The organism is Gordonia sp. JH63 (assembly GCF_009856645.1).
In the GTDB taxonomy this organism is placed as follows: domain Bacteria; phylum Actinomycetota; class Actinomycetes; order Mycobacteriales; family Mycobacteriaceae; genus Gordonia; species Gordonia hongkongensis.
Map to the genome: position 1 here is coordinate 3428321 of NZ_CP047235.1, position 25918 is coordinate 3454238.

21 protein-coding genes are annotated in these 25918 nt (G+C 65.3%); 5 read left to right on the forward strand and 16 right to left on the reverse strand.

The window, feature by feature from the left end; genetic code table 11:
• Window positions 1-22: 22 nt before the first annotated feature.
• Complete coding sequence (locus tag GR168_RS15285) at window positions 23-2023, forward strand: glycoside hydrolase family 15 protein (RefSeq protein ID WP_159371118.1); 2001 nt, start codon at window positions 23-25, stop codon at window positions 2021-2023.
• A 21-nt stretch (window positions 2024-2044) separates the two neighbouring features.
• Here GR168_RS15285 and GR168_RS15290 read toward each other — a convergent pair whose 3' ends face one another.
• Genes GR168_RS15290 through lepA form a run of 3 tightly spaced genes read right to left on the reverse strand, consistent with a single transcriptional unit; the run spans window position 2045 to window position 6865 of the window.
• Complete coding sequence (locus tag GR168_RS15290) at window positions 2045-2956, reverse strand: cation diffusion facilitator family transporter (RefSeq protein ID WP_055475488.1); 912 nt, start codon at window positions 2954-2956, stop codon at window positions 2045-2047.
• 13 nt (window positions 2957-2969) lie between these two features.
• Complete coding sequence (locus GR168_RS15295; protein ID WP_159371119.1) at window positions 2970-5018, reverse strand: M3 family metallopeptidase; 2049 nt, start codon at window positions 5016-5018, stop codon at window positions 2970-2972.
• Window positions 5019-5050: 32 nt separating this feature from the next.
• Window positions 5051-6865 carry a translation elongation factor 4 gene (lepA, locus tag GR168_RS15300; RefSeq protein WP_238995098.1) on the reverse strand — a complete coding sequence of 605 codons (1815 nt, stop codon included), beginning with the start codon at window positions 6863-6865 and terminating at the stop codon, window positions 5051-5053.
• Between the two features lie 225 nt (window positions 6866-7090).
• On the opposite strand from lepA, the gene GR168_RS15305 reads away from it, so the two are divergent.
• Both GR168_RS15305 and GR168_RS15310 read left to right on the forward strand, forming a co-directional pair.
• Entirely contained in the window at window positions 7091-7771 is a 681-nt protein-coding gene (locus tag GR168_RS15305) for an alpha/beta fold hydrolase (RefSeq protein ID WP_159371120.1), read from the forward strand.
• 2 nt (window positions 7772-7773) lie between these two features.
• On the forward strand, window positions 7774-8199 hold the full coding sequence (locus GR168_RS15310; protein WP_065631478.1) for a type II toxin-antitoxin system PemK/MazF family toxin: 426 nt from the start codon (window positions 7774-7776) through the stop codon (window positions 8197-8199).
• Window positions 8200-8215: 16 nt separating this feature from the next.
• Here GR168_RS15310 and GR168_RS15315 read toward each other — a convergent pair whose 3' ends face one another.
• From GR168_RS15315 to GR168_RS15330, 4 genes are all read right to left on the reverse strand, one after another.
• Window positions 8216-9064 (reverse strand): transglutaminase family protein, encoded by an 849-nt coding sequence (locus GR168_RS15315; protein ID WP_058252095.1) that lies wholly within the window; start codon window positions 9062-9064, stop codon window positions 8216-8218.
• The gene (locus GR168_RS15320) at window positions 9061-10038 is read right to left on the reverse strand and encodes an alpha-E domain-containing protein (RefSeq protein WP_058252096.1); all 978 of its coding nucleotides are present in this window, start codon (window positions 10036-10038) and stop codon (window positions 9061-9063) included. Before GR168_RS15320 ends, GR168_RS15315 begins: the two co-directional genes overlap by 4 nt.
• Entirely contained in the window at window positions 10035-11933 is a 1899-nt protein-coding gene (locus GR168_RS15325) for a circularly permuted type 2 ATP-grasp protein (RefSeq protein ID WP_159371121.1), read from the reverse strand. Before GR168_RS15325 ends, GR168_RS15320 begins: the two co-directional genes overlap by 4 nt.
• A 92-nt stretch (window positions 11934-12025) precedes the next feature.
• Entirely contained in the window at window positions 12026-13198 is a 1173-nt protein-coding gene (locus GR168_RS15330) for a sulfotransferase family protein (protein ID WP_137810294.1), read from the reverse strand.
• Window positions 13199-13437: 239 nt separating this feature from the next.
• Here GR168_RS15330 and rpsT point away from each other — a divergent pair, with 239 nt between their 5' ends.
• A complete protein-coding gene (gene rpsT / locus GR168_RS15335; RefSeq protein WP_004023072.1) occupies window positions 13438-13698 on the forward strand; it encodes a 30S ribosomal protein S20 in 261 nt (86 codons plus the stop codon).
• Between the two features lie 243 nt (window positions 13699-13941).
• Here the strand turns inward: rpsT and holA are convergent, their stop codons facing one another.
• Entirely contained in the window at window positions 13942-14910 is a 969-nt protein-coding gene (holA, locus tag GR168_RS15340) for a DNA polymerase III subunit delta (RefSeq protein ID WP_068970238.1), read from the reverse strand.
• Window positions 14911-15075: 165 nt separating this feature from the next.
• Between holA and GR168_RS15345 the strand changes: the two genes are divergently transcribed.
• Window positions 15076-16488: an amino acid permease gene (locus tag GR168_RS15345; RefSeq protein ID WP_058252099.1), complete on the forward strand. Its 1413-nt coding sequence runs from the start codon at window positions 15076-15078 to the stop codon at window positions 16486-16488.
• A 12-nt stretch (window positions 16489-16500) separates the two neighbouring features.
• Here GR168_RS15345 and GR168_RS15350 read toward each other — a convergent pair whose 3' ends face one another.
• The 8 genes from GR168_RS15350 to GR168_RS15385 all read right to left on the reverse strand — a co-directional run bounded on the left by GR168_RS15350 (window position 16501) and on the right by GR168_RS15385 (window position 25281).
• Window positions 16501-17898 (reverse strand): ComEC/Rec2 family competence protein, encoded by a 1398-nt coding sequence (locus tag GR168_RS15350; RefSeq protein ID WP_159371122.1) that lies wholly within the window; start codon window positions 17896-17898, stop codon window positions 16501-16503.
• Between the two features lie 3 nt (window positions 17899-17901).
• Window positions 17902-18903 carry a ComEA family DNA-binding protein gene (locus GR168_RS15355; RefSeq protein ID WP_159371123.1) on the reverse strand — a complete coding sequence of 334 codons (1002 nt, stop codon included), beginning with the start codon at window positions 18901-18903 and terminating at the stop codon, window positions 17902-17904.
• A 351-nt stretch (window positions 18904-19254) separates the two neighbouring features.
• On the reverse strand, window positions 19255-20277 hold the full coding sequence (locus tag GR168_RS15360) for an amidohydrolase family protein (RefSeq protein WP_159371124.1): 1023 nt from the start codon (window positions 20275-20277) through the stop codon (window positions 19255-19257).
• 2 nt (window positions 20278-20279) lie between these two features.
• Window positions 20280-21386, reverse strand: coding sequence for an FkbM family methyltransferase (locus GR168_RS15365; RefSeq protein ID WP_159371125.1), 1107 nt, complete (start codon window positions 21384-21386; stop codon window positions 20280-20282).
• Window positions 21387-21460: 74 nt separating this feature from the next.
• On the reverse strand, window positions 21461-22438 hold the full coding sequence (locus tag GR168_RS15370; RefSeq protein WP_159371126.1) for an amidohydrolase family protein: 978 nt from the start codon (window positions 22436-22438) through the stop codon (window positions 21461-21463).
• 104 nt (window positions 22439-22542) lie between these two features.
• Complete coding sequence (locus GR168_RS15375) at window positions 22543-23787, reverse strand: radical SAM protein (protein ID WP_343213064.1); 1245 nt, start codon at window positions 23785-23787, stop codon at window positions 22543-22545.
• Window positions 23788-23840: 53 nt separating this feature from the next.
• Window positions 23841-24992 (reverse strand): radical SAM protein, encoded by a 1152-nt coding sequence (locus GR168_RS15380; protein ID WP_159371128.1) that lies wholly within the window; start codon window positions 24990-24992, stop codon window positions 23841-23843.
• Window positions 24964-25281, reverse strand: coding sequence for a PqqD family protein (locus tag GR168_RS15385; protein ID WP_159371129.1), 318 nt, complete (start codon window positions 25279-25281; stop codon window positions 24964-24966). Before GR168_RS15385 ends, GR168_RS15380 begins: the two co-directional genes overlap by 29 nt.
• Between the last annotated feature and the right edge of the window lie 637 nt (window positions 25282-25918).

The window sequence follows — 25918 nt, forward strand, 5'->3', positions numbered from 1 at the left end:
ACCCGTCGCAATGATGGAACTCATGTCTGTCGCAGATGACTCCACCGTAACGTCCCTGCCGACCGTGCCGCCGCGGGCATCCGGGACCGCGGCCGACGTCTCCCCGGCGGCTCCTCCGGCTCCGTCGCACACGAGCGCCTTCCCGCCGATCGGCGACTACGCGTTCCTGTCCGACACCGAGACCAACTGTCTCATCGCGCGCAACGGCTCAGTCGAGTGGATGTGCATACCCCGGCCCGATTCACCGAGCGTCTTCGGCGCCATCCTCGACCGTAGTGCCGGCCACTTCCGACTGGCGCCCTACGGCGTGAACGTCCCAGTGGATCGGCGCTACCTGCCCGGCAGCCTGATGGTCGAGACCACCTGGCAGACCGACACCGGTTGGATCATCGTCCGTGACGCACTGGTCATGGGTCCGTGGCACGACAACGAACGTCGTTCGAAGACGCACCGCCGGACGCCCACCGACTGGGACGCCGAACACATCCTGCTGCGCACCGTGCGCTGCGTGTCCGGCACCGTCGAACTGCACATGAGTTGCGAACCCGCCTTCGACTACCACCGCGGGACGACGAAGTGGGAGTACTCGGGCCCGGCCTACGGCGAGGCGATCGCGACCGCCAAGGACACCGATGCCGACACGCCCATCCTGAAACTCACCACGGACCTCCGGCTGGGTCTGGAGGGTCGCGAAGCGCGGGCACGTACCCGGCTCGTCGAAGGCGACAACCGCTTCGTCGCACTCAGCTGGTCCCGGCAGCCGGCGCCGCAGAACTTCGAGGAAGCCGCCCAGAAGATGTGGGCGACAAGCGAGTCGTGGCGGCAATGGATCAACATCGGCAGCTTCCCCGATCATCCGTGGCGCTCACATCTGCAGCGTTCGGCCCTCACGCTGAAGGGACTCACCTACTCCCCGACCGGTGCGCTGCTCGCCGCCGCGACCACGTCGCTGCCGGAAACCCCTCAGGGCGAACGCAACTGGGACTACCGCTATGCGTGGGTGCGTGACTCGACCTTCGCCCTGTGGGGTCTGTACACGCTCGGTCTCGACCGCGAGGCCGACGACTTCTTCTCCTTCATCGCCGATGTCTCGGGCATCACCAACGGGGAACGTCATCCGCTGCAGGTGATGTACGGCGTCGGCGGCGAACGCACCCTGGAAGAGGAAGAGCTGACCCATCTCTCGGGCTACGACGGCGCACGGCCGGTCCGTATCGGCAACGGCGCCTACAACCAGGCGCAGCACGACATCTGGGGCACGATGCTCGACTCGGTGTACCTCAACATCAAGTCGCACGAAGCCGTGCCGGAGACGCTGTGGCCCGTGTTGAAGGCCCAGGTCGAAGAAGCGATCAAGCACTGGAAGGACCCCGACCGCGGCATCTGGGAGGTGCGCGGCGAGCCGCAGCATTTCACGTCGTCGAAGGTGATGTGCTGGGTCGCGCTCGACCGCGGGTCACGCCTCGCGACGATGCACGGCGAGCAGGCGCACGCGCGCGAATGGGCGGCGATCGCGGAGGAGATCAGGGCCGACGTCCTGGCGCACGGGGTCAACGAGCGCGGGGTGTTCACCCAGCGTTACGGCGACGACGCGCTCGATGCCTCGTTACTACTCGTCCCGCTACTGCGATTCCTGCCGCCGGACGACCCCCGGGTGCGCGCAACGGTTCTCGCGATCGCCGACGAACTCACCGAGAACGAACTGGTGCTCCGCTACCGGGTCGAGGAGACCGACGACGGCCTCAGCGGCGAAGAGGGTACGTTCACCATCTGCTCGTTCTGGCTGGTGTCGGCCCTCGTCGAGATCGGCGAACTGCCACGGGCGAAGACGTTGTGTGAACGACTGCTGTCCTACTCGAGCCCGCTCAAGCTGTACGCCGAGGAGATCGACGCCAAGACCGGACAGCATCTCGGCAACTTCCCGCAGGCGTTCACCCACCTCGCCCTCATCAACGCGGTGATGCATGTGATCCGCGCCGAGGAAGCCGCCCACCAGGCCACCTTCCAGCCGGCGAATCACTGAGCGCGACGAGCCGAAACGCGCTCAGTCCAACCGCCAGTCCTCGTAGGCGCGTGGGTCGTTGATCGGTTCGACATGCAGGGTCACGGTGAGATCGTCGACCGCGGCGCGGAGTTCGTCCTCGATCGTCTCGGCCAGATCGTGCGCGCGCTGCACCGACCAGTCACCGGGGACGAGCATGTGCAACTGGACGAACCGTTCATGGCCGGCCTCCCGCGTGCGGACGTCGTGGAAGTCGATCCGGTCGGCGCGGTGACGCGCGAGGACGGCGTCGATCGCGGCGCGCAGGTCGTCGGGCAGCGCCGAGTCCATCAGTCCCGCACCGGATCGCCAGACCAACCGTCCGCCCACGACGAGGATGTTGGCAGCCACCGCGATGGCGATCAGCGGGTCGAGCGGCAGCCAGCCGGTCACGGCGACCAGGAACACACCGACCACCACGCCGGCCGTCGTCCACACGTCGGTCATGAGATGCCGGCCGTCGGCTTCGAGGGTCAGCGACCGATGACGTCGACCGGCGCGGATGAGCACCCAGCCGACGACCGCGTTGACCACCGTCGCGCCCACCGAGATCGCCAGTCCCATGCCGACTTCGTCTAGTTCCTCCGGGTGGAGCAGGCGGTCGACGGCCGTCGCGACGATGACGACCGCCGCGACGACGATCATCACCCCCTCGAACACCGCCGAGAGGTACTCCGCCTTGGTGTGCCCGAAGTTGTGGCTCCGATCCGGTGGCTTCGCCGCCACCCGCAGCGCGACGAACGCACCGATCGCCGCAACGAGGTTGACGGTGGACTCCAGCGCGTCGGAGAGCAGACCGACCGAGCCGGTGACTCGCCACGCGATCAGTTTGAGACCGATCACAACGATCGCGGTCACGATGCTCAGCACCGCGAACGCCGACAGGTCCCGGCGCGGGGTGCGCGTCGTCGTCATGACCGGGACCCGATCAGGCCGCGAGCCCCCGGCGCCGCAGCAGCGGTTCGATACGCGGCCGGCGACCGATCAGGCCCTCATGTGCGACAAGCGGATCCACGCTGTCTCCGCGGGAGAGAGTGGCGTCGGCGAACCGGCGGCCGTTCTCGCGACGCAACCCGCCCTCGGCGAGGAACCACTGCTCGGTCTCGGCGTCGAGTACCTCCGACCAGATGTAGCTGTAGTACCCGGCGGAGTAGCCGCCACCGAAGATGTGGTTGAAGTACGAGCTCCGGTAGCGCGGCGGGATCAGCTCGGTGTGCAATCCCGCGTCGGTGAGCGCCTGCGCCTCGAAGGCCTCGACGTCAGCCACCGCCTCGGCCTCTGCCACCGACAACCGGTGCCAGGCCAGGTCCAGCGAGGATGCGGCGAGGTATTCGATGGTGCCGTGCGCGGATTCGGCTCCCGCCGAGTCCCGCGCCGCATCGGCGAGCTCGGCCGGGATCGGCTCTCCGGTCTCGTGATGCCGGGCGTAATTCGCCAGCACGTCCGGGTGCAGCGCCCACATCTCGTTCACCTGCGACGGGAACTCGACGAAGTCCCGCGGTACCGACGTCCCGGATTGCGACGGATACTCCACCGAGGACAACAACCCGTGCAGGGCGTGCCCGAACTCGTGGAAGAGCGTGGTGAGCTGATCCATCGTGAGCAGACACGGTTGTCCGGCATCGGGTTTGGCCAGGTTCAGCACGTTCACGATGATCGGCTGGGTGTGCAGGACCGACGACTGGTCGACGATGTTGTTCATCCACGCCCCGCCGCGTTTCGACGGCCGGGCGAAGAAGTCGCCGAGGAAGAGCCCGATACCGACGCCCGCGTCGTCGCGTACCTCCCAGGCGCGCACATCCGGGTGGTACAGCGGGAGATCGGTGATCTCCCGAAAGGTCAGGCCGTACAGCTTGTTCGCGGCGAAGAAGACACCCCGGGTCAGCACCGCGTCCAGTTCGCAGTAGTTCGCGAAGTCGTCGAGCGGCACCGCCGAGTGCGACCGCTTCTCCCGATCGAGCCAGAAGGTGAGATCGGCGGGGCCGATCGGCGCGTCACCCGCGAACTCGGTGAGCCGGGTGAGTTCTCGGCCACCGGCACGCATGGCCGAGGAGTTGAGCTCGCGCAGCATGTCGTCGACGGCCCCCGGGTCCGGCGCCGTCTGCTCGGCGATCACGTATTCGGCGTGGTCCCGGTAGCCGAGCATCTCTGCTCGGCGTGCCCGCAGGCGGACGATCTCGAGGACCAGTTCCCGGGTGTCGTGTTCGTTGCCTCGGGCGCACCGCCCCACCGACGCATCGAACACCCGCCGGCGCACATCGGCATTCGTCAATTCGGTGAGCACCGACTGGCTCGTCGGAAGTTCGAGTGTGACGAGGTATCCGCTGTCGTGCCCGGCCTCGCCGGCGGCACGGCGGGCGGCGGCGATCTGTCCGGCCGACAGACCGTCGAGTTCGGCGGCATCGTCGACGAGCACCGCCGAATCGTTGGTGTCGTCGAGGATCTTCTGGGAGAACGTCGTCGTGAGATAGGCCAGGCGAGAAGCGATCTCCCGCATCTCACGCTGTGCGTCGGGGTCCAGTCCGGCTCCGGCGCGGACCGATTCCCGGTACCGCTTGTCGAGCAACCGGCGCTGGGCTTCGGTGAGATCGAGTTCGTCGGCGCGCGAATGGAGGTCGGAGATCCGTTCGAAGAGAACCGGATTCATCGCGATCGTGTTCGCATGATCGGTCAGGAGCGTCGACAGCTCCTGGGAGATCGCGTTGCGTCTGGGGTTCGTGTCGGGCCCGACGAGGTTGAAGAAGATCCCCGACGCCCGGGCCAGGTCGCGCCCCGACAACTCCAGGGCCTCGATCGTGTTGGCGAAGGTCGGTGCCGCGGGGTCGGCCGCGATCGCCTCCACCTCGGCCACATGCGACGCCATCGCTTCGGTGAACGCCGGCAGGAAGTCGTCGTCGGAGATCGACGCGAAGTCGGGGAGGTCGTAGGGCAGGCCGCTTTGCGCCAGTACCGGATTGGTGCCCTGCGCTGCGGTCATCGTCTCCCCACTCCCGGTCTGCCCGTCGCCCATCACTTCCCCTTCGGCTTGTCACCCACCGCGTCGGTGGAGAGCGCGGCCACGAAGGCCTCTTGCGGGACCTCGACGCGGCCGATGGTCTTCATCCGCTTCTTGCCCTCTTTCTGCTTCTCGAGCAGTTTGCGCTTACGGCTGATGTCGCCGCCGTAGCACTTCGCGAGCACATCCTTGCGGATGGCTCGGATGTTCTCGCGCGCAATGATCTTCGAGCCGACGGCGGCCTGCACCGGAACCTCGAACTGCTGGCGCGGGATGAGCTCCTTGAGCTTGATCGCCATCCGGTTGCCGTAGGCATAGGCGGCGTCCTTGTGGACGATCGCACTGAACGCGTCGACGGCCTCGCCCTGGAGCAGGATGTCGACCTTCACCAGATCGGCTTCCTGCTCGCCCGCCTCCTCGTAGTCGAGGCTGGCATAGCCACGCGTCCGCGACTTCAAGGCGTCGAAGAAGTCGAAGATGATCTCGGCCATGGGCAGCGTGTACCGCAGTTCCACGCGCGTCTCCGACAGGTAGTCCATCCCGCCGAGCTCACCTCGACGCGACTGACACAGCTCCATGATCGCGCCGATGAACTCGCTCGGCGCGATCACGGTGGTCTTGACGATGGGTTCGTAGATGTGCCGGGTCTTGCCTTCCGGCCAGTCCGACGGGTTGGTCACCACATGCTCCGAACCGTCTTCCATGACCACCCGGTAGACGACGTTCGGGGCCGTCGAGATCAGGTCGAGGTTGAACTCGCGCTCGAGACGCTCGCGGGTGATCTCCATGTGCAGCAGACCGAGGAAGCCGCAGCGGAAGCCGAAGCCGAGCGCGACCGAGGTCTCCGGCTCGAAGGTCAGGGCGGCGTCGTTGAGTTGCAGCTTCTCGAGCGCCTCACGCAGCACCGGGTAGTCGGAGCCGTCGAGCGGGTACAGCCCCGAGTAGACCATCGGGCGCGGCTCGCGGTACCCCGTCAGCGCCTGCTCGGCACCCCGGCGGGCAGTGGTGACGGTGTCACCGACCTTCGACTGGCGAACGTCCTTCACACCCGTGATCAGGTAACCGACCTCGCCGACACCCAGCCCCGTGGTCGGCTTCGGTTCCGGGGACACGATGCCCACCTCGAGCAGCTCGTGCGTCGTGCCGGTCGACATCATCAGGATCTTCTCCCGCGGCACGATCTTGCCGTCGACGACCCGGACGTAGGTGACCACGCCGCGATAGGTGTCGTACACCGAGTCGAAGATCATCGCCCGCGCCGGGGCGTCGGAGTCGCCCACCGGAGCCGGCACCTTCCGGATGACCTCGTCGAGCAGCTCGGTGACCCCGACGCCGGTCTTGCCCGACACACGCAGAACTTCTTCCGGCTCGCAACCCACGATGTGCGCGAGTTCGGCAGCGTAGCGCTCGGGGTCGGCCGCGGGCAGGTCGATCTTGTTGAGCACCGGGATGATGGTGAGGTCGTTCTCCATCGCCAGATACAGGTTGGCGAGGGTCTGGGCCTCGATGCCCTGCGCGGCGTCGACGAGCAGGACAGCTCCCTCGCACGCTTCCAGAGCGCGGGACACCTCGTAGGTGAAGTCGACGTGCCCGGGGGTGTCGATGAGGTGCAGGACGTAGTCCTGGTCGCCCTCCGCCGACTTCACCGTCCAGGGCAGACGGACGTTCTGCGCCTTGATGGTGATGCCGCGCTCGCGCTCGATGTCCATTCGATCGAGGTACTGCGCCCGCATCTGCCGCTCTTCGACGACGCCGGTGAGCTGCAGCATCCGGTCTGCCAGCGTCGACTTGCCGTGGTCGATGTGGGCGATGATGCAGAAGTTCCGGATACGTGCCGGATCGGTGAAGGTGGTGTCGGCGAAGGTGGGAATGGAACTACTCCTCGAACGAGAACTTCGGTAGAGAACGGGTACGGATACGGGTTGTGCTCCAGTTTCTCATGAGCACCCCGCGTGGCGCGTCCGGCCACGTCTCCCCCTTCGAGACGGCCCTCCGCAGGCTCCGGGCCTCCTCAGGGATCGGAGAAGTCCGCGAGCACCTCTGAAGGCGCTACGGTGGCAGCCGTGTCCGCGTCCACCGCCACCACCATCGAGTCCGACGACGTCGCCGCCGAGGTACACCGCCCGGGGATCCCGGCACGTGCCACGCTCGTCCTCGCCCACGGCGCAGGTGGCAACCGCGACGCCGTGATCCTGCGTGCCCTGGCCGAGGAACTGTGCGACCGCGGGTTCGTCGTCGCCCGGATCGACCTGCCGTATCGACGGCGCCGGCCCAAGGGCCCGCCCAGCCCGTCCACCGCCGCCGCCGACCGGGACGGCATCCGTGCCGCGTGCGCAACGCTGCGCGCCGAGTCCGACGGGCCGCTGATCGTCGGTGGCCACTCCTATGGCGGGCGACAGTCCTCGATGGCCATCGCCGAGGACGGAACAGCTCTGGCCGACGGCCTGCTGCTGACGTCGTATCCGCTGCATCCGCCGGGCAAGCCCGACCGACTGCGCACCGAACACCTGCCGTCGATCACCGTCCCCACCCTCGTGGTCCACGGGAGCACCGACCCGTTCGGCACCACCGACGAGATGACCCGCGCGATCGGCCTCATCGACGCGCCGACACACATCGTCGAACTCGAGAAGGTCGGACACGACCTCAACCCGAAGAGAAAACCCACCGCAGCGCTCACCGCGGACGCGGTCGAGGACTTCCTGCTACCCCACATCTCCGGAGAGGACTCCTGACGGTGACCAGTCGCGACGCCCGGCCCGCACTTCGGCCGACAACCGATCTCGCCCGCACCATCAGCTATTCCCCCGACCTCGACGGCGACGCCGACCCCGGCGAGATCGTGTGGACCTGGGTCGCCTACGAGGACGACCCGAACCAGGGGAAGGACCGGCCGGTCCTGGTCGTGGGCCGGGACGCCCGCGCCGACCGGTCCGACACCGTGCTCGGGCTCATGCTGTCGAGCAAGGACCACCGGGACGACGGCAACTGGCTTCCCGTCGGGTCGGGCGCATGGGATTCCCAGGGCCGGCCGAGCTTCGTGCGCCTCGACCGTGTACTCGTCGTCGACGACGACGGCATCCGCCGGGAAGGCGCGATCCTCGACCGCACGACGTTCGACGCCGTCGCCCAGGAACTCCGCGGGCACTACGGCTGGCGGTGACCCGAAGGACGAAACCCTAGGCGAGCCGGGTGATCTCGACGATGACGTCGAGGTCGGTCGCGCCGCCGCCGGTGTAGATACCCTTCAGCGGCGACACATCGGCGTAGTCACGACCCACGCCCACCGACACATGCTGCTCGGTGATCGGGGTGTCGTTGGTCGGGTCGTAGCCCCACCAGCCGCCCGTCCACGCCTCGATCCAGGCGTGACTCTGACCCTGCACCGTCTTGTCGATCTCGGCGTCGGGTTCGGGATGGAGATACCCCGACACGTACCGGGCGGGAATGCCCAGCCCGCGGAGCATCAGCAGGGTGAGGTGCGCGTAGTCCTGACACACGCCCTTGCGGTCGGTCCACGCGTCGACCGCGGTGGTGTGCACGCCCGTCGTGCCGGGGACGTACTCCATCTCGGTGTGGATGAAGCGACACACCGCCTCGACCGCCTCCTCGGGGGTGAGCCCCTTGGTCACCTTTTTCGCGGTCGACAGCAGTGACCGGTTGCGGGCGACATACGGTGTGTAAGACAGCATCTCGTCATACCGGTCGATGACGTGATCGCTGTTCACGTCGTCCCACGAGACCTGATCCTCCTCGTCGGGGCGTTGTCCGGCCTCGGTTTCGACGACCGACAGCCCCGAGACCTCGAGTTCGTTGTGCGGCGCGTGCAGATCGAAGGCGGTGACCGCGGTACCCCAGTAGTCGGTGTACCGGTAGGACCTCGTCGCCGGGACGGTCTCGACCCGGTTGACGATCACGTTCTGGCGGGCGTCGCTGCGCGGGGTGAGCCGGGCTTCGTTGTACGACGAGGTGACCGGACTGTGGTAGGCGAAGCCCGTGGAATGGACAACACGCAGACGCCAGCTCACAGCTCACTCTCCTCGATGACATGCCCGTCGCTGACGCGGGCGTCGGCCCACGAGACATAGGGCGACACATGGAAATACTGCTTCGTGACCGCCTCGTTGACCGCGCGGCAGGTGTCCTGCAGGTCAACGAGCCGGTCCTGCAGATCGTCGAGCAACTTCCCGGGCTCGAGGAACTCGAGCGAACTGCGTGCGCGGCCCAGCAGCAACTGCGCCTCGGCCTGGGCCCCGACCCGGCTCGGCCCACTCTCGAGCTGGCCCAGATTGCGCTCGGCGACGCTGAGGGCGTGGAAGATGGACCGTGGGAACAGCCGGTCGAGAAGCATGAACTCGACGATGTTCTCGGCGTCCAACACACCGCGGTAGGTCCGCAGGAAGGTGTCGTGCCCGCCGGCGGACACGAGGACGTTCACCCAGGCCGGCGACGTCGTCCGATCCCCGGCGCGGGACAGCAACATCCGGATGGTCATGTCGACCCGCTCCACCGACCGACCCAGCAGCAGATATCGGTAGCCGTCGTCGTGGCTGAGGGTGGCGTCGGCGAGGCCCGCGAACATCGCCGCCCGGTTCTTCACGTACGACAGGAACTCGTGGGGACCGAGGCGACGCGAGCGCCGTTCGGCGCCGTCGAGTCCGTTGTAGGTGGTGTTGAGGCATTCCCACAACTCGCTGGACGTGACTTCGCGTGCGCCCCGGGCGTTTTCCCGCGCCGCCCGGATCAGGTCGACGATCGATCCCACCGCGTCGGCGTCGTAGGCGACGCGTTCGGTCAGCGACCAGACGTCGAGCTCGTCGTCGTCCTCCGGAGCGGTGAGCCCGAGCACCTGGATGATCAGGCGTGCCTGCCGGTCGACGTCGACCGTGGTGTCCTCGAGGATCTGGTGGATCGCGACATCGAGGATGCGCGCCATGTCGTCGGCGCGCTCGACGTATCTACCGATCCAGTAGAGCGATTCGGCGTTCCGCGCCAGCATCATCGGACATCACCACCCTGCTGCTGGGTCATGCCGCCGGAGGCCGTGGTCGGATTCGGTTGCGGCGTCGTGCCACCCATCTGCGTCCCACCCAACTGCTGCATCATGGAGCCCATCTGCTGCGTCCCAGACAACTGCTGCATCATCGAACCCTGCTGTTGCTGTTGAGTCTGCGTGTGCACCGGGTCGGGGGCGCTCTCCGCCGGCCGGGCGGCGGCGACACCGCTCGTCGTCACGACCTTCGCACCCGACAACTCCCGGTCCCCCTCGGATGTGCGCGAGGCCAGCACCCAGGTGTCCTTGGAACCGCCGCCCTGGCTCGAGTTGACGACGAGCGATCCCTCCGGCAGCGCCACCCGGGTCAGGCCGCCGGGCAGGACCCACACGGACTCACCGTCGTTGACCGCGAACGGACGCAGGTCAACATGGCGCGGCCGGATGGCGTCACCGATCTTCGTCGGCACCGTCGACAGCTGCACGACCGGCTGTGCGATCCACCCGCGCGGATCGTTGCGGACCTTGCGTGCCAGTGCGTCCAATTCGGCGCCGGTCGCGTCGGGGCCGAAGACGATGCCGTAACCGCCCGATCCCTCAACGGGTTTCACGACGAGTTCGTCGATGCGGTCGAGCACCTCCTCGCATTCGTCGGGCAGCCAGCAGCGTAGGGTGTCCACGTTCTGGAGACTCGGCTTCTCGCCGAGGTAGTACTGGATGATCTCCGGCACGTAGGTGTAGATCAGCTTGTCGTCGCCGACGCCGTTGCCGACCGCACTGGAGATCACCACGTTGCCCGCGCGCGCGGCGTTCAGCAGCCCCGCCACGCCGAGCATCGAATCCGGCCGGAACTGCATGGGATCCAGGAAGTCGTCGTCGATGCGGCGGTAGATGACGTCGACCCGCTGCTCCCCCTCGGTCGTGCGCATGTACACGACGTTGTCGCGGCAGAACAGGTCACGGCCCTCGACCAGCTCGACGCCCATCAGGCGTGCGAGGAGCGAGTGCTCGAAGTAGGCCGAGTTGGCCACGCCCGGGGTCAGCACGACGATGTTCGGGTCGGCCTCGTTGAACGCCGCCGACGCGCGTAGCGCGCGCAGGAGGTGGCTCGGGTAGTCGGCGACCGCACGCACCTTGTGTTTGGAGAACAGGTCCGGGAAGACGCGGGCCATCGCGCGCCGGTTCTCGAGCACATAGGAGACGCCCGACGGCGACCGCAGATTGTCCTCGAGGACCCGGAAGTCGCCGTTCTCGTCGCGGATCAGGTCGATACCCGCGACGTGGATGCGAACACCGTTGGGCGGCCGAATGTTTGCCGCCTGTCGATGAAAGTGCTCACAGGAGTGGACGAGTCGCTTGGGCAGTACCCCGTCGCGCAGGATCTCCTGCTCGCCGTAGATGTCGTCGAGGAAGAGTTCCAGCGCCTGTACGCGCTGGGTGATACCCGCCTCGAGCTTGTTCCACTCCGCCGCCGAGATCACCCGTGGCACAACATCCAACGGGAAGGGGCGTTCCTTGCCGGACAGCGAGAACGTCACACCCTGGTCGAGATAGGCACGCCCGAGGGCCTCCACACGGGCCTCCACGAGGTCGGACTGATCCTCGTCGGCCATGGCCTTGTAGATACCGCGGTACGGTGTCCGCACCTCGCCGGCGGCATCGAACATCTCGTCATAGGCCTTGCCGTACGGGCCTTTTGCGTACCCGCCGAAGTTGCCGGTGAAATTCTCCCCGGTGGTTGCGTCGCCCGCGCCCTTCGCCGACCGGCTGCCGGAACCGGAACCCTTGGTCGAACCGGACTTGGCGGAGGCCGTCCGTCCCGACGAGGTGGACGACGCCGCTTTCGCGGCTGCGGACTTACGCGCCGCCTTCTTGGCTGGCGCACTTGTCGATGCGGGGGTCATAAACTGCCATGGTGCTACAGAATGCCGAAATTGGCAGGACGTCGACCGGCCGTGTCATCGACGAAGCCGCACCGCCGTTCCGGGGCCACCGATCAGGATGATCGGCGCGCGGCGATCACCCGCCGCTTGACCCTGCGCACCACATTCGCCGCCCGCGTCCGCGCACGGGGTCCGACCTTGGGCAAGGGCGCCGCGAGCACCATCGCCGCGATCGTGTCGAGCGCGACGTCGAGCACCTCGCCGTCCGACGGCGGCGGCACGTCGCCGGCGTCGTGTTCGGGCGACACCACCAGATCGTCGAGGTCACCGACGACGTCGTAGCCGGCGTCGCGGACCGCCGCGACCATCCGCCGGGACTCCCCCGCCGCCCACTCCCGGCTCTTGTCCGAGAGTCCCTGCGGCGGGCCGGACGGTGCCTCGAACAGGATCTCCCCGATCACCTGCCCCTTGATGATCCGCTCGTATCGGCGCCACTCAATGGCGTCCGGCTGCAGGCGGCGGTTGAGGCCGCGCAGGAACTCGGCCTGCGGCGCGGACAGCGAGCTGTTCAGGCTGGGGACCGGGATCCGCAGCGGGACCGGATCGATGTTCATCACGCGCAGGAACCGATCCCAGAGCGTGTCGCCCGACGCCGCCCCGCGGGGCGGCACCGTGACGATGTGGACACGCTCGGGTCCGACGACACGCGACCAGCGTTCCAGGATGCCGACGTAGTCCTGGAACTCCCAGAACGGCTCCTCGTCGACCTCGTCGGCCGGGGCATCGTCAGCGGGGGTGCTGACGACTACGGGACCGCCGGTCCGGCGCCCCTCGGAAGCGAAGGCCACCGAATCCACGAACTCGTCGAACGACGCCCGGCGCTGGTTCTTCACGTTCTCCTGCCACACGGACGGGAGCTGGCGGCCGAGGTCGCGGACGGTCGCGATCACGTGGACCTCGTCGGCGAAGGACAGGTCGGCCATCAACCGTTCGATCTGGTCGACGGTCGCGGTGCTGTACAGCTCGTGCGACAGCAACGAGATCTGCGGCCAGGCCCGGATCTGTCCGAGGAGCGTCGGCCAGGTGCCGGCGAAGGCGGGATCGACCCAGTCGAGGTATCGCTCCGGCTGCAGGTGCACCGCGGCATGGAAGTGATCGGAGATCACGTTGCCCGGGTACAGCAGCCCGGAGGACTGCAAGGCCAGGTCGCGGTTTCGCCAGAGGCGATCCTGGAGGTGTGTGGTCCCGGTCTTGGGAAGGCCGATGTGTACGTAAACGACGGACATGATGGGTCCACCGTAGACATAAGTTCACGATGATTCTTATTGGCCGACGCGGCGGCCCGCCGTTCCCGACGCATGGATTTTGGCGGGCTGACCCCGGCTGGTAATGTTGTGCGCTGTTGCGGTGACGCCGTGGAGATGCTTCACGCGCCGACACCGCCCGGTGCGAGTTCAGCCCCCAGGGCCGACCGCCCGACCCGAACAGACAGACATATCCACCAGCAACGACAGAGGTAACACGCGTGGCAAACATCAAGTCTCAGATCAAGCGCAATCGCACCAACGAAGCGAACCGCCAGCGCAACCAGTCGGTGAAGTCGGCCCTTCGTACCGCGATCCGCAGCTTCCGTGAGGCTGTCGAGTCCGGCGACAAGGCGAAGGCCGCCGAGCTCGGCCAGACCGCCAGCCGCAAGCTCGACAAGGCTGCCAGCAAGGGCGTCATCCACGCCAACCAGGCCGCCAACAAGAAGTCGGCTATCGCTCTCGCGGTCAACAAGCTCTGATCTGACGCCGACCCCGGTCGGTCCGACGGTTGATCCGTCGCCACATCTCCATACCTCGATCACCCCGGCAGCATCCACGCGGTTGCCGGGGTGATCGACGTTTCTGTCTGGCGCCCTACCGCTGGTTGAGCCGGCCCCGAGCGGAGCCGCCCCCACCGCTGGTTGAGCCGGCCCCGAGCGGAGCGAGGCGCCGAGTCGAAGCCACTCCCGTCCGACGGCCGACTCAAGACCGGCCGCGTGGCGTCAGCTCCGCCGACGCCCGTCCGGCCGGAGGTCGGCGACCGTGGCGACGGCGTGGGTGAGGCTGTAATCGGGGTCGGCGGCCTGCCCCTTCACATCCGCGTTGAGCGCCGCGACCACGCCGACCGCCCGCGCGATCGACTCCGCGTCCCACGCCTTGGCCTTCGCCTGCACGTTCTTGACCCGGTTGGGCGGCATGCCGAGTTCGCGGGCCGCATCGAAGTGGTTGATCGACCCCATGGGTCGGATGCGAGCGATGGCGTGGACGGCCTCGGCGAGGGCGTCGGCAAGCAGCACCCGCGGCACGCCGTGGTGCAGCGCCCAGGCCAGGGATTCCAGCGCGCCGGCACGGTCGCCCGTCACCGCCCGGTCGGCCACCTCGAATCCGGTCACCTCGGGACGGCCCTGGTAGTACAGGCGCACGGTGTCGCGGTCGACCTTGCCGCCGGTGTCGGCCACGAGTTGCGCGCACGCGGCGGCCAGCTCGCGCAGTTCCGATCCGACGCCCTCGACCACCTGCTCGACGACATCGGCGCCGACCTTTACGCCCAGCGAACGGAACTCGTTGCGCACGAAAGTCATTCGCTCCGACGGCCACTTCGGGGCGGTCGTCTCGTGCTCGACGGCCCCGGCCTTCTTCAACGCGGGGACCATCGACTTCGCCCGGCCCCCGCCGTGATGGATCACCATCAGCGTGATGCCCTCGGGCAGCGACGACGCGGTCGCGGCGATGAGCGCGGCCGGCTCCTTGCCCGCGTCGGCGGCGGCCTCGACGACGACGATCCGCTCTTCGGCGAACAGCGACGGACTGAGCAACTCTGCGAGTTCGTGTTCGCTCACGTCGCCGGCACGTACCCGGGTCACCGGCACCGGGGTACCTGCCGCTTTCGACGCGGCGTCGACCACGGCCGAGATCACCCGGCCGGTGAGGAAGTCGTCGTCTCCGAGCAGCAGGTGCAGGCGATCGGTCACGGCGACAATGGTGCCAGACGGCGCCGACACGATCACCGGACCGCCGCCCGGCCAACCGAATACGACAAAGTGGACGGGTCCTGTGGGCATGTGAATCCGGTGGATCGCGGGCCGTTACGGTGAGCTTCTGCCATCGGCCCACCGACATTCGGAGGAGTTGCCCGCGTGACTGTCGAGCATCCCGGCACCGACACGGGTGCCGACACCGACGAGGGATACCAACGCGGGCTCACCGCCCGCACCGTGCAGATGATCGCCATCGGCGGCGCGATCGGCACCGGCCTCTTCTACGGCGCGGGTGGCGCGATCGAGAAGGCGGGACCGGCACTCATCCTGGCGTACGCGCTCGCCGGCCTCGCGATCTTCATCGTCATGCGCGCTCTCGGCGAACTCCTCATCTACCGGCCGATCTCCGGCGGCATCAGCGAGTACGCCGACGAGTTCCTCGGACGGTTCGCCGGTTTCAGCCAGGGGTGGACCTATTGGGCCGTGTGGACGACGACGTGCATGGCCGAGATCACCGTGGCGGGCAAGTACATCAACTACTGGTGGCCCTCGGTGCCGGTGTGGGTCACCGCCCTCATCGCGCTCATCGTGCTGTTCGGCGCGAACCTGATCTCCGTCGGGGTGTTCGGACGCGCGGAGTTCTGGTTCTCCGCCATCAAGGTCACCGCCATCCTCGGCATGATAATCGTCGGCATCGGTGTGCTGCTCCCGATCGCCGGGCTGGGGCCCGAGACCGGTCCGTCGGTGACGAACCTGTGGAACGACGGCGGCTTCTTCGCGACCGGCTTCAGCAACGCGATGCTGAGCCTGCAGATCGTCATGTTCGCCTATGTCGGCGTCGAGCTCGTCGGCGTGACCGCGGGAGAGGCACAGAACCCGCGCGTCACGCTGCGCAAGGCGATCAACACCGTTCCGTTCCGCATCGGGATCTTCTATGTCGGCTCGCTGCTGGTGATCCTCTCAGTCCGCAGCTGGACGGACTTCAAGGCCGGCGAGAGCCCCTTCGTCTCGGTCTTCTCCTACATCGGCATCCCCGGCGCCGCGGGCATCGTCAACTTCATCTTGCTCACCGCTGCCCTCTCGTCGTGCAACTCGGGCATCTACTCGACCGGGCGCATGCTGCGCTCCCTCGCCCACACCGGCGACGCCCCGCGGCAGCTGACCCGACTCTCGAACCGCAAGGTCCCGGCCGTCGGCATCACGCTGAGTGCCGCCGTCATGGCGATCGGCGTGGTGGTGAACGTCATCGATCCCGCACACGCCTTCGCCTACATCACCGCGGTGTCGACGGTCGGGATCATCGTCATCTGGTCGACGATCCTGCTGTGCCAGATGGCCTACCGCCGGAAGGTCGCGCGCGGTGAACTGCCGCGCTCGGACTACCGGGTCCCCGGCGCCCCGGTCACCACCTGGCTCGCACTCGCCTTCCTCGCTCTCGTCTTCGTCCTGCTGTTCTTCGACCGCGACGGTCGGATCGCGCTCGTCGTCGGGGCGGTCTGGTTCGCCGCGGTCGGCGTCGGCTACATGGTGTGGAACCGCACCGCAGGCGCACTGGCCGATCGCGAGGTCTGACCGCGGGCAGCCTCATCCGAACGGCGAGGGCACCTCCACACTCGCCCAGCCCACGCCACCAAGGGTGCGCGCACAGGTGACCATCCACCACAGCTCCGGAGCGAGTGCGCGCACCAGTAGTTCACCCACGAGCGCGCCGACGCCGTCGGGCGGCCCGATCGCGCCGATGAGTGCGGCGAGGGTGCCGACCACGCTGATCACCGCGACCACCGGGGCGACCAGGAGATTCGCGACGATCCCCACCACCGAGAACGTACCGGTCACCACGACCACGATCGGCGCCGTCACCACCTGCGCGGTGACCGCCATCGCAAACACCTCGGCGACACCCGGCGGACAACGCCACTCGCGCAACCGGTCACGGAGTCGTGGAGCCCACAGCACGATGGCGGCGGTGGCGGCCACCGACAAGGCGAACCCCGGTTGCAGCGCCAGCTCGGGCCACCACAGTTGTCCGCCGACGACCGCCGCACCGAGCGCCGGGAACGCCTGCGCCCGACGAGAGGCGAAGAGCGCCAACACACCCACCGCTCCCATCAACGCGGCACGCACCACGCTCGGCGACGGCCGGACGAGCACCACGAATGCCAGGATCACCACCAGCCCGACGACCGCGGCCGCCCGCGGTGGCACACCCATACTGCGAACCACGAGAAGCGCTGCCCCGCAGACGATTGCGAAATTGCTGCCGCTCACCGCGGTCAGATGGCTCAGGCCGGCGTCGCGGAAATCGTCCCGCAGGCCGTCGTCGAGGGAGCTCTCGTCGCCGAGCACGAGGCCGGGCAGGAGTCCGGCCGCGTCCTCGTCGAGCGCCCGCGCGGCCAACACCTGCAACCGTTCCCGGATCGCACCGGCCACCTGCTGGTGGGCGGGCGGCGAGCCGACGACCCAGGGCTGCTGCGCAGTCAGGGTCGCCACCAGAAGCGAGTGTTCGGGCGGAGGCCGCACCCGCGCGACCGTGACCACCCGTTGCCCGGGCAACAGTCCGGACCACTCCCCGAGATCGCCCATCACGTCGGCAGAAGCGGTCGGAACACGATGCGAACCAACCTGTTCCACGTCGACGCGTATACGGACTCGTCCGGCCGACGACGGCCCGACGACCACCGGATCACCACGCACGGTCAGCACGACCGTCGACTTCCCGGTCGACGCGGCCAGCGGGTGATCAGAGCGGAACTCCTGCCGGATCGCCAAGGAAGTCGCGCACACCGCGGCGAGTCCGGCCACGACGATGATCAAACCGACCGCGTCCCATCCGAACCGGCCGCCGGCACAGACCAGCGTGCCGACCGAGGCCACCGCGCCCGAACAGATCGCCAGCCCGAGCGTGTACCCGGGCGGCATCACCAGCCCGAACGCCGTCACCGACCACACCGCCACCGCCGGTACCAGCAGGCGGTAGTCCACCCGTCAGACCGTCACGAGATCGCGCAGTCTGGCCAGGCGTGCCGGACCGATCCCGTCGACCTCGGCCAGCTGGTCCACGGAGCTGAAGCGCCCGTTGCGATCCCGCCACGACAGGATGGCCTTCGCGGTCACCGGCCCCACCCCGGGCAACTCGTCGAGGTCGGCCTCGGTGGCGGTGTTGAGGTTTACGAGTCCGCCGGTGGCCGGCGGACCACCCGAACCGCCGGCGGGAGCACTTGCATCTGCCGGGGGCGCACCCGCGGGTGCGGGTGGCGCGCCCGAGGCCCCGACGACGGCACTGCGCAGCGACATCTCGCCCTGCCCGCCCGCGTAGCCGACGAGGATCTGATCGCCGTCCCGGAGGACCTGCGCGAGGTTCAGCGACAGCAGATCCGCGTTCTTGCGCGCGCCCCCCGCCCGGTCGATCGCGTCGGCGACCCGCGCCCCGGGCGTGAGTTGCACCAGACCCGGCGCGTGCACCAAACCGACGACACTGACCACCATCTGCGCCGGGGTCGATTCGGTCGGCACGGCCGGCGGCGTCGACGGGTCCGACATCGACGAGGTGCCGGCCACCGCACCGAAATCCACGACCGGCGCCGACTCCGACCCGCGGAACAGTCCGAAGGCCGCGACGGCACAGACGACGACACCGACCGCGATCAGCGCGAGAGCTGCCGGTGGCGCGGCCGCGAAGCGCCGCCGAGGGATGGGATCGTCGTCGGAGTCATCGTCATCCTCGGCACCGTCGCCGCCGACACTGTCGCCGCCGCCGGCGTCCGACCGTCGACGCTGGGTTCGCGCCGGCGTGTCGAGCCACGTCGGCATCCCGCCGATCCCCCACCCGGGATGCTCGGGTTCCTCGACGGGGCCGAGCGGGTCGTCGGTGTCCGGCGCGAGCGGCGGCGACTCGGGGTCGATGCCTGCCGTACCGTCCCGTCGGCCCGGCAGATCGGCCACCGGCGCCAGCCGGTCCAGCGGGTTCCGCCGTCCTGATGCGCTCATGACGCCACACGCTAGGTGGCACAGCCGCCGCTGCTCCGCACGCGAGCCGCGGAGCCCGCGATCTGTGGACGGTCAGCTCGGCTTGTGGATGGATACTTCGGTCGGACTGAGGGGCTTACAGCACCTGCGAGCCCTCCGCGCTGGGGGCCGACGTGCCGCTCTGTGAACGGGTTGTCGCAGTGTGTTCCCATCGCGCTGTGTGTGCCGGTACGACGTCTGCGCGATTTATGCCGGTATTCCACGATCCGCTTAGCTTGACAGACCAACTCGCAGGCCGGCGGACACCTCGTATCACCCAGCCTGTTCGGAAGTTACGACTACGCGCCGCAGTTAGTGATTGTTGCTCACGTGTCATTCGACACTGAAAAAGCGCGCCGCGTTATCGTGGAAGACCCCGCGGAGGAGTTGTTCTAGGATTCGCGGGTCGCTGCACTGCTGTCGGACAACATTGACGATCGTCATAATCTGCTGCACATGAAGTAGGAGCTCGCGATCCTCGAGATCCCCTTCGGCGTAGTCAGTTGCGTCTAGCCAGTGATACGGCGTCGTTGAGGCCCACCGCTTCCCCTTGACGGGATGCTGGTACTCAAGAACGCGCAACAGACTTAGCGGTTCGTCACTACCGAACATGACCCGCTCTGAGCCAAACGTCTCAAATGCAGTATTTAAAGTCCATGAATCCACCACCAAGGCTGTGTCGACCACCACATTCTCACTATGCGATAATGCGCTGAGGACTTCCACGTCACTGCAGTAACCGGGCCGCGGAAGTCCGCAATGCGCCAACACGACCTTCAAGTTGGGATATTTTTCGATGATTCCGAGGAGCCCTTCGCGAGAATCCTCGAGTGACGCTGGTAAATGAAGAATAATCGGTATTCCGAGACGTGAGCATTCCATCAAGACCGGAGGCGGAAATACGTCCTCGATCGTGACGAGAAACGGTACTACTGATCGAGCATACATTTTACAGGCTGTGGGTCTTTCGCTGCGTAGTAGACGGACGGTGTAGGTAGCGTCGTCCGAGATACCGAACGCCACGAAATGATCATCGAAAGTTGACGCCGCGAGCCTGAGATAGTTGTTGGCGGCACGGTGGTCAATACCCCGGAAGGCATTGGCGAAACGGAGTGCACTCACACGTTTACCTGGCCACAATTGGCCGCGCATCGCCTTCGCATCGCTCAAGTCGTATGCAGCAAATGTCGACATCGGCAAAGCATCGAGCGGTGGCGGTATAACGCCCACGTGCTCACGCAAATTGCCGTGAGTGTGCGCATCGATAATTTCGTCGGGCAGTAGAGGTAGGAAGACGTCGAGAAGAGCGCGTTCTTTCTCCGTCAGTACGGGCAGACGCCCGCCGACCGCCACCATGCCTAACCGTCACTCATATGCTGGTCGTGCCCAAGGCAGCGCTCGGTAGGAATCGCAACGAGGTGCACGTCGAGATACAGGCTAGCCATACTCTGCTCGCTTGAGAGGCTGTTGTTCTGCAATCGCCTCAGAAAATAGCAGTATCCAGTCAGGGATGCGGACAGCGATTCGTAGATCGTGCAAAGGTCATCCGCCTCGTGGTACACGGCTACGCAGACGATAAGGCGAGATGTCCTAAGTAATACCGAACCTCCCGCGATTATGTCGAGGTCGTGTCCCTCGGCGTCGATGCAGAGCATCCCTTGCTCGGGACTTGTGAACTCTTGATCGAGTGTGCGCGCCATCATGCGCACCATGTGACAGTCTGACCAATCGAGCGTGCGGTCGGGTTCATCGATCCTTACGTGGCTTGCGCCGGTCCCCGGAATGAGGATCATGTCAAGTTCCCTAGGCGAGTCCGACAGCGGGAGCGTTCGAACGGCACCTTCCTTCTGCTGACCGCGACCGATACGACCCTCGAGGATCCGTGCCAGCGTCGGATCGACTTCGAATGCTACGTAGCGATAAGGTTCGGTGCCGGCAAAGCGGAGAGACATTAACGCGCCACCATCGCCAGCTCCGACATCAATTAACGTGTCTTGTTCCGTTAGTGCGAAGTAGCCTGGCCACACCGTAACCTCAGCTTCCTCACCCTCAAGAGCGCCCAATCTTTGCGGCGACCCCGACAGCTGGTCGCAGAGGTAGGCAAGTGCGAGTTCACTGGACGCCCGGTCGGCGAGGGCATTGACAGTGTTCATCAGCCGGTCGGCAGAAGCGACCGTTCGACTCGTCACACGGTGCCGAATAGACCCGACCTGATGCAGCGAAAGCGCCTCAGCACTCGCCGCGAGACTCAGTCCGCCCGGAACAATGCTGTCTACCGCCCGATAGTGAACGGGGTCAATGACCAGACCCGGAGCGTCTACCGCCTCGATTACAGAGAGGCGCTCAACCTGCCTTCCCGACCGTCCGACAGCAGACAGGAAGGCGGTCAAGGACGGATCAGGATTGGAGCGGTCCACCACACAAAGCGTGCTGAATGCGGCGATGACGGGATCGGGCGCAGGCACGGGTAATTTACCGAGTGCATGTAGCCTGTCGTCGATTTCTCGGCGAAGCTCCCCTTCTAGCACCCTAGTATCCTTCATACGCTCCCGTAAAACTCATCTGCGTTCCGTGAACGAATGCGTTCTGCTATCTCGGGCGGCACCGGGCCTAGCTGATCGTCAATAAGGCTTCGCGACGCCGGCCAATTACTGACAGTGTGCGGATAGTCAGATCCCCACATTACGTTCTTCAACAGACCATGATCGACCGTGCGCAAACCGAAACGGTCCTCTTGGATCACAAACAAGAACTGATCTCTTACGTACTCGCTTGGCAGTTTTTTCAACTGCGGGACGGCACCACTCCATCGCAATCGCTCGTAATTGAGGTCCATCTGCTCGCAGAAAAATGGAATCCACCCAACGCCAGTCTCCCCCACCGATATCCTTAGCTCGGGAAAACGGTCGAAAACTCCTGTTCCGATGAACTGCGCGACGACGTACTCAGTGTGTCCCGCAAACGGCGCCAAGAGGTATGCGGTCGACGTGCCACGCGAACCCTGCTCCGCGCCGAGCCCACCCCCGACACCGATGTGAAAGCTGATCGGGACGCCGGACGCCGATGCCCAGCTCCAGAACACGTCGTCCTCGGGCCCGATCCACGGACCCCCCGCCGGCCATTGTTGGAAAGAGATTCCGCGGATACCTGCAAGTCGAGCAGCCCTGGATGCCTCAGAGACGGCTAGTTCAGCACTCGCGTGCGGCAGGACGGCCATCCCCCACAGCCGGTCCGCAAACGTGCTGCAATATCCACTGAGCCAATTGTTATACACCGATGCGAGGTCGACACTTAGCCCTGGATCGATCGTGGATGCGGCGAGCAGGTCAAACGTCAGTGCCGGGTATAACACTTCGGCAGCCACGCCATCGAGATTCATGTCGGAGACTCGATCTTCACTGCTAAAAGATTGCCCGTCTCCCTCGACTTCCCAGTCCGGCAACTCGCCATCGGGACGCCACTCGACTGCGCCCAAGTAGGAGCGCGCAACGCGGCTGTCGAACGTTCCGGAGGCCACGGATCGCCGAAGAGGACCGATAAGATCGTCCGGGCACCAGGTTGCGGTAGGGACCTCTAAGTGGCTGTCAGCCGAGACTAGCCGCGACCCGTTGTCGATTGGTTTCATGTGACGAACTCCGTCGAGCAAAACGCCGTATAACACTCATAGAGCGCGGCTGTGATATCGGCGGCGGACATAGTCGATGTGTAAGCGACGGGTTCGGTCAGCCATCGCGTGTCTTCATACCAGTAAGGGTCATCCATAATGATGCCAAACTTTTTGGCATGCGCGTACATGGGCGTGCCAGGACGCGGTTCGAAAGGATTGAATGTCGCTACAGTCGGATTAATCTCGCGCACGAAATCAAGTGTGTCTCGAATTGTTTGTGGGGTGTCGCCCGGCGCACCCACAATGAACGAGGCATGTAGCTCGAGCCCAGCGGCTTGCACTGTCCGGGCCACTTGGAGACTCCGCTGCAGTTCGCGACCTTTGCCCATCAATTTCAACGAGTCATAGTTGACGCTTTCGAAGCCGGTGAACACTCGATAGGCGCCAGCAGCACGCATCCGCTCTAACAGCTCTGCATCCACATCCATGCCTCGGATGTTGGAAGTCCAGGCTACCGGGAGGCGACGTGATTCGATCGCTTCACAGATCGACAATAGACGTCTTCGGTCGCCAGCAATGGTGTCGTCGCCGAAGTAGATCGAGGTGAACCCAGCATCTAAAACAGCAATGATCTCGTCGATCACATACTGAACACTGTGTGCTCGATATGTGCGCCCGGCTGCCTGTGTCGAGCAAAAGGTGCAGTGACTAGGACACCCACGGGCAGACACAACGACCGTTTCGTAGTCGTTGTCCAAGTAGGTGGCAAGATCAAAGATTGAGCGGTCAGGGTGCCCGAGCGCGTCGAGATTCATGAGCGGCGCAGCCGCAGCAGTCCGAATGATTCCGCTATCAGTTCGCATAGAGAGCCCTGGTATTGAGCGCGGACGTCCGACACTGGGCTCGGCGGCCAGAGAATCAGCCAGATCGACGATCGAAGTCTCAGCATCGAACCTAAGGACGAAATCGACTGACTCGTGCCGGTTCAGGCACTCATCGTCAATGAAAGTGACGTGTGGCCCGCCCAAGACGGTCGGGACACGTCGATCCCAGTCTCTGACCGCCCGTGTCACCTCAAGCGCTTGGCGATAGGACTGAGCCACGCACGAAACCCCGACTAGCTCGGGCGTGAAGTCATCGAGGACTTTGGCCAGCGGCGCGATCTCGTTGCCGATCAGCGGCAGATCAACGTGACACACCTCGTGACCAGCTGCCTTGAGGGTAGTCGACATGTGCCCGTACGCGAGTGTGGGGTGCATGAGATAGCTGCCAGGATCGTACGGCGCGTGTGCACTGACGAATAGGACTTTCACTAGATCCTCTTCGGCGTCAACGGGAGCAAGACGCGACCCTCGGCATCATTGCCGGCAGCAGGCATGGGAACGCCGTCAGCTGGTATGGGGAAGGCTGACACTTCTGGGAACCGCGAGGTCGAGCACCGAGCATCTACGTTCTCATCAGCACGATGAAAGGCTAGACATCCAGTGCTGCACGAAGAAGAAAGATCACATCCCTGGCATGCCCCCGCCCCCGGGCGCTTCACCGGCCGGTAGTGGTTAACAAGACGCTCCCATATCCCCTGGAACGGCTCGTCGCGAACGTTGCCGAAGGACTCACGAAGAAAGTTACAGCCAGTTACGTTCCCAACCGGATCGATGGAGACCATGCTCGTGCCGACGTTGCACACGTTGGCTCCCACGAAAGACTCATACGCAGCTCGATCGTCCCGGAGTCGGTCGTCGATGAGGTGCAGCATGAACGGATCGTGGCTATAGATATCAATGACTCCTCGATACTGCAGAGACAACTCATAAATTTGCCGGCACACGGACTTGTAGACTCCCAAGAACTGCGAGCCGAGCGTATGCCCAGACATATATCGAGTCTGCATGAAGCTGACATCGGTCATTCCCAGCTCAATGGCCAACTCAACGATGTCCTTCAGAGCGCCGTAGTTGTATTCATCCATAGCGACCGAGAAGCCGACGTTCGCGATGCCGGCGTCCTTGAGAAGACGCACAGCTCTAATGGCGACGTCGTAACTGCGAGCGTTCCCGCGATGCTGGTTGTGGACGTTGGGTTCGGCGTGGTCGAGGGACACCAGTGCCTTATTAATCCCGGCGGCCACAAGCGACGCCGCAAAAGAGGGCTCACGTACATAGAACCCATTGTTCATGAGTGTCTGATGGAACCCGCGGTCCGCGAATAGTTGAGCTATGTCCAAGAAGTCACGGCGGATGAGGCTCTCACCGTGCGAGTAAGTCAGCGCCATCGATCCAACCGCTACGAGTTCGTCTGCTAATTGCTCCAACTCACTAAGCGAGAACTCACGGCGGTCTCGAAGGTCCAATGCGTAACAGTGCTCGCAAGTCAAGTTGCATCGGTAGGTCACGCCGAGCTGTACGAGAATTGGTACCGGCTGGGCGTGCTGATAGTCACTGGGATGTTGATCGTGAACCGTCATGTGTCTCGGTCGCTAGCGTAAGGATGCCCAGTTTGAGAAAATCGTTCAAGAATCGGCGAGTCTCTTGTTCGACCTCACCTGAGTTGCCGACAAAAGAAGAACACATCCGATCAACGACCTCGTCTTCACAGATGGGACCATCAGCGATCAACTTGGCTATTTCGGTGGCGGTCTCGTTGAGCTCGTACATGATGCCTGTCACCCTATTGAAGAGCATCACAAGACCGGTGTTCGTCTGACGGAACGACACACCATCGGCCAGGATTATGACCACTTCAGCAGCCTCCACTTCGACGTCCGACAAACTTAACGCGGGGCCGAATCCACGGACGCTTACCGGAGACGACGTGTTTGACCGTCGGAGGCTGACAGGTACGTCGTTGTTCGAACCCCGAATTGTCCGCGGATCGTAGTGCTCGCCCCTTCGACGAGACGCTCACAACAGTCAACAGCCCATCCGCACGTGCCGCGCACGCCACTGCGGCTTCCGCCAACGCCGCGAATCTTCTTCACGATTTGGGAGCCTCTCCGCGTCCGCGGCGTTCTCCGAATTCAGACTGTCTACAACAAGCTCGCGGCTGCGAGCGTCAGGGGTCTCCACGATCAGGCCTCCGTCCTCGGACCCATAGAGTAACAGGACGTGCCACTGCCGTCTTGCTTCGCACGAAGTGGGTGTATTTTGCCCAGTGTTACCTGCTGTCACACTTCTCGACGACCTCAATCTGCGAGGTCCGATACATGCGCAGGTTGCCGCGGTGCCCATCGTGGTGGGCGCCGGCCAGCATGAGTTCCGCGAGACGGGCGCCTCGACGATTCTCGACACACGTAAGAAGTCGACGGGTGGGATTCGTTGTCAGCGCTTATTGTAAAGGTGGCAACTATCGAGTGCCGTCACGAGCGCTTTAGCGACGCGAAATCCGCTGGAC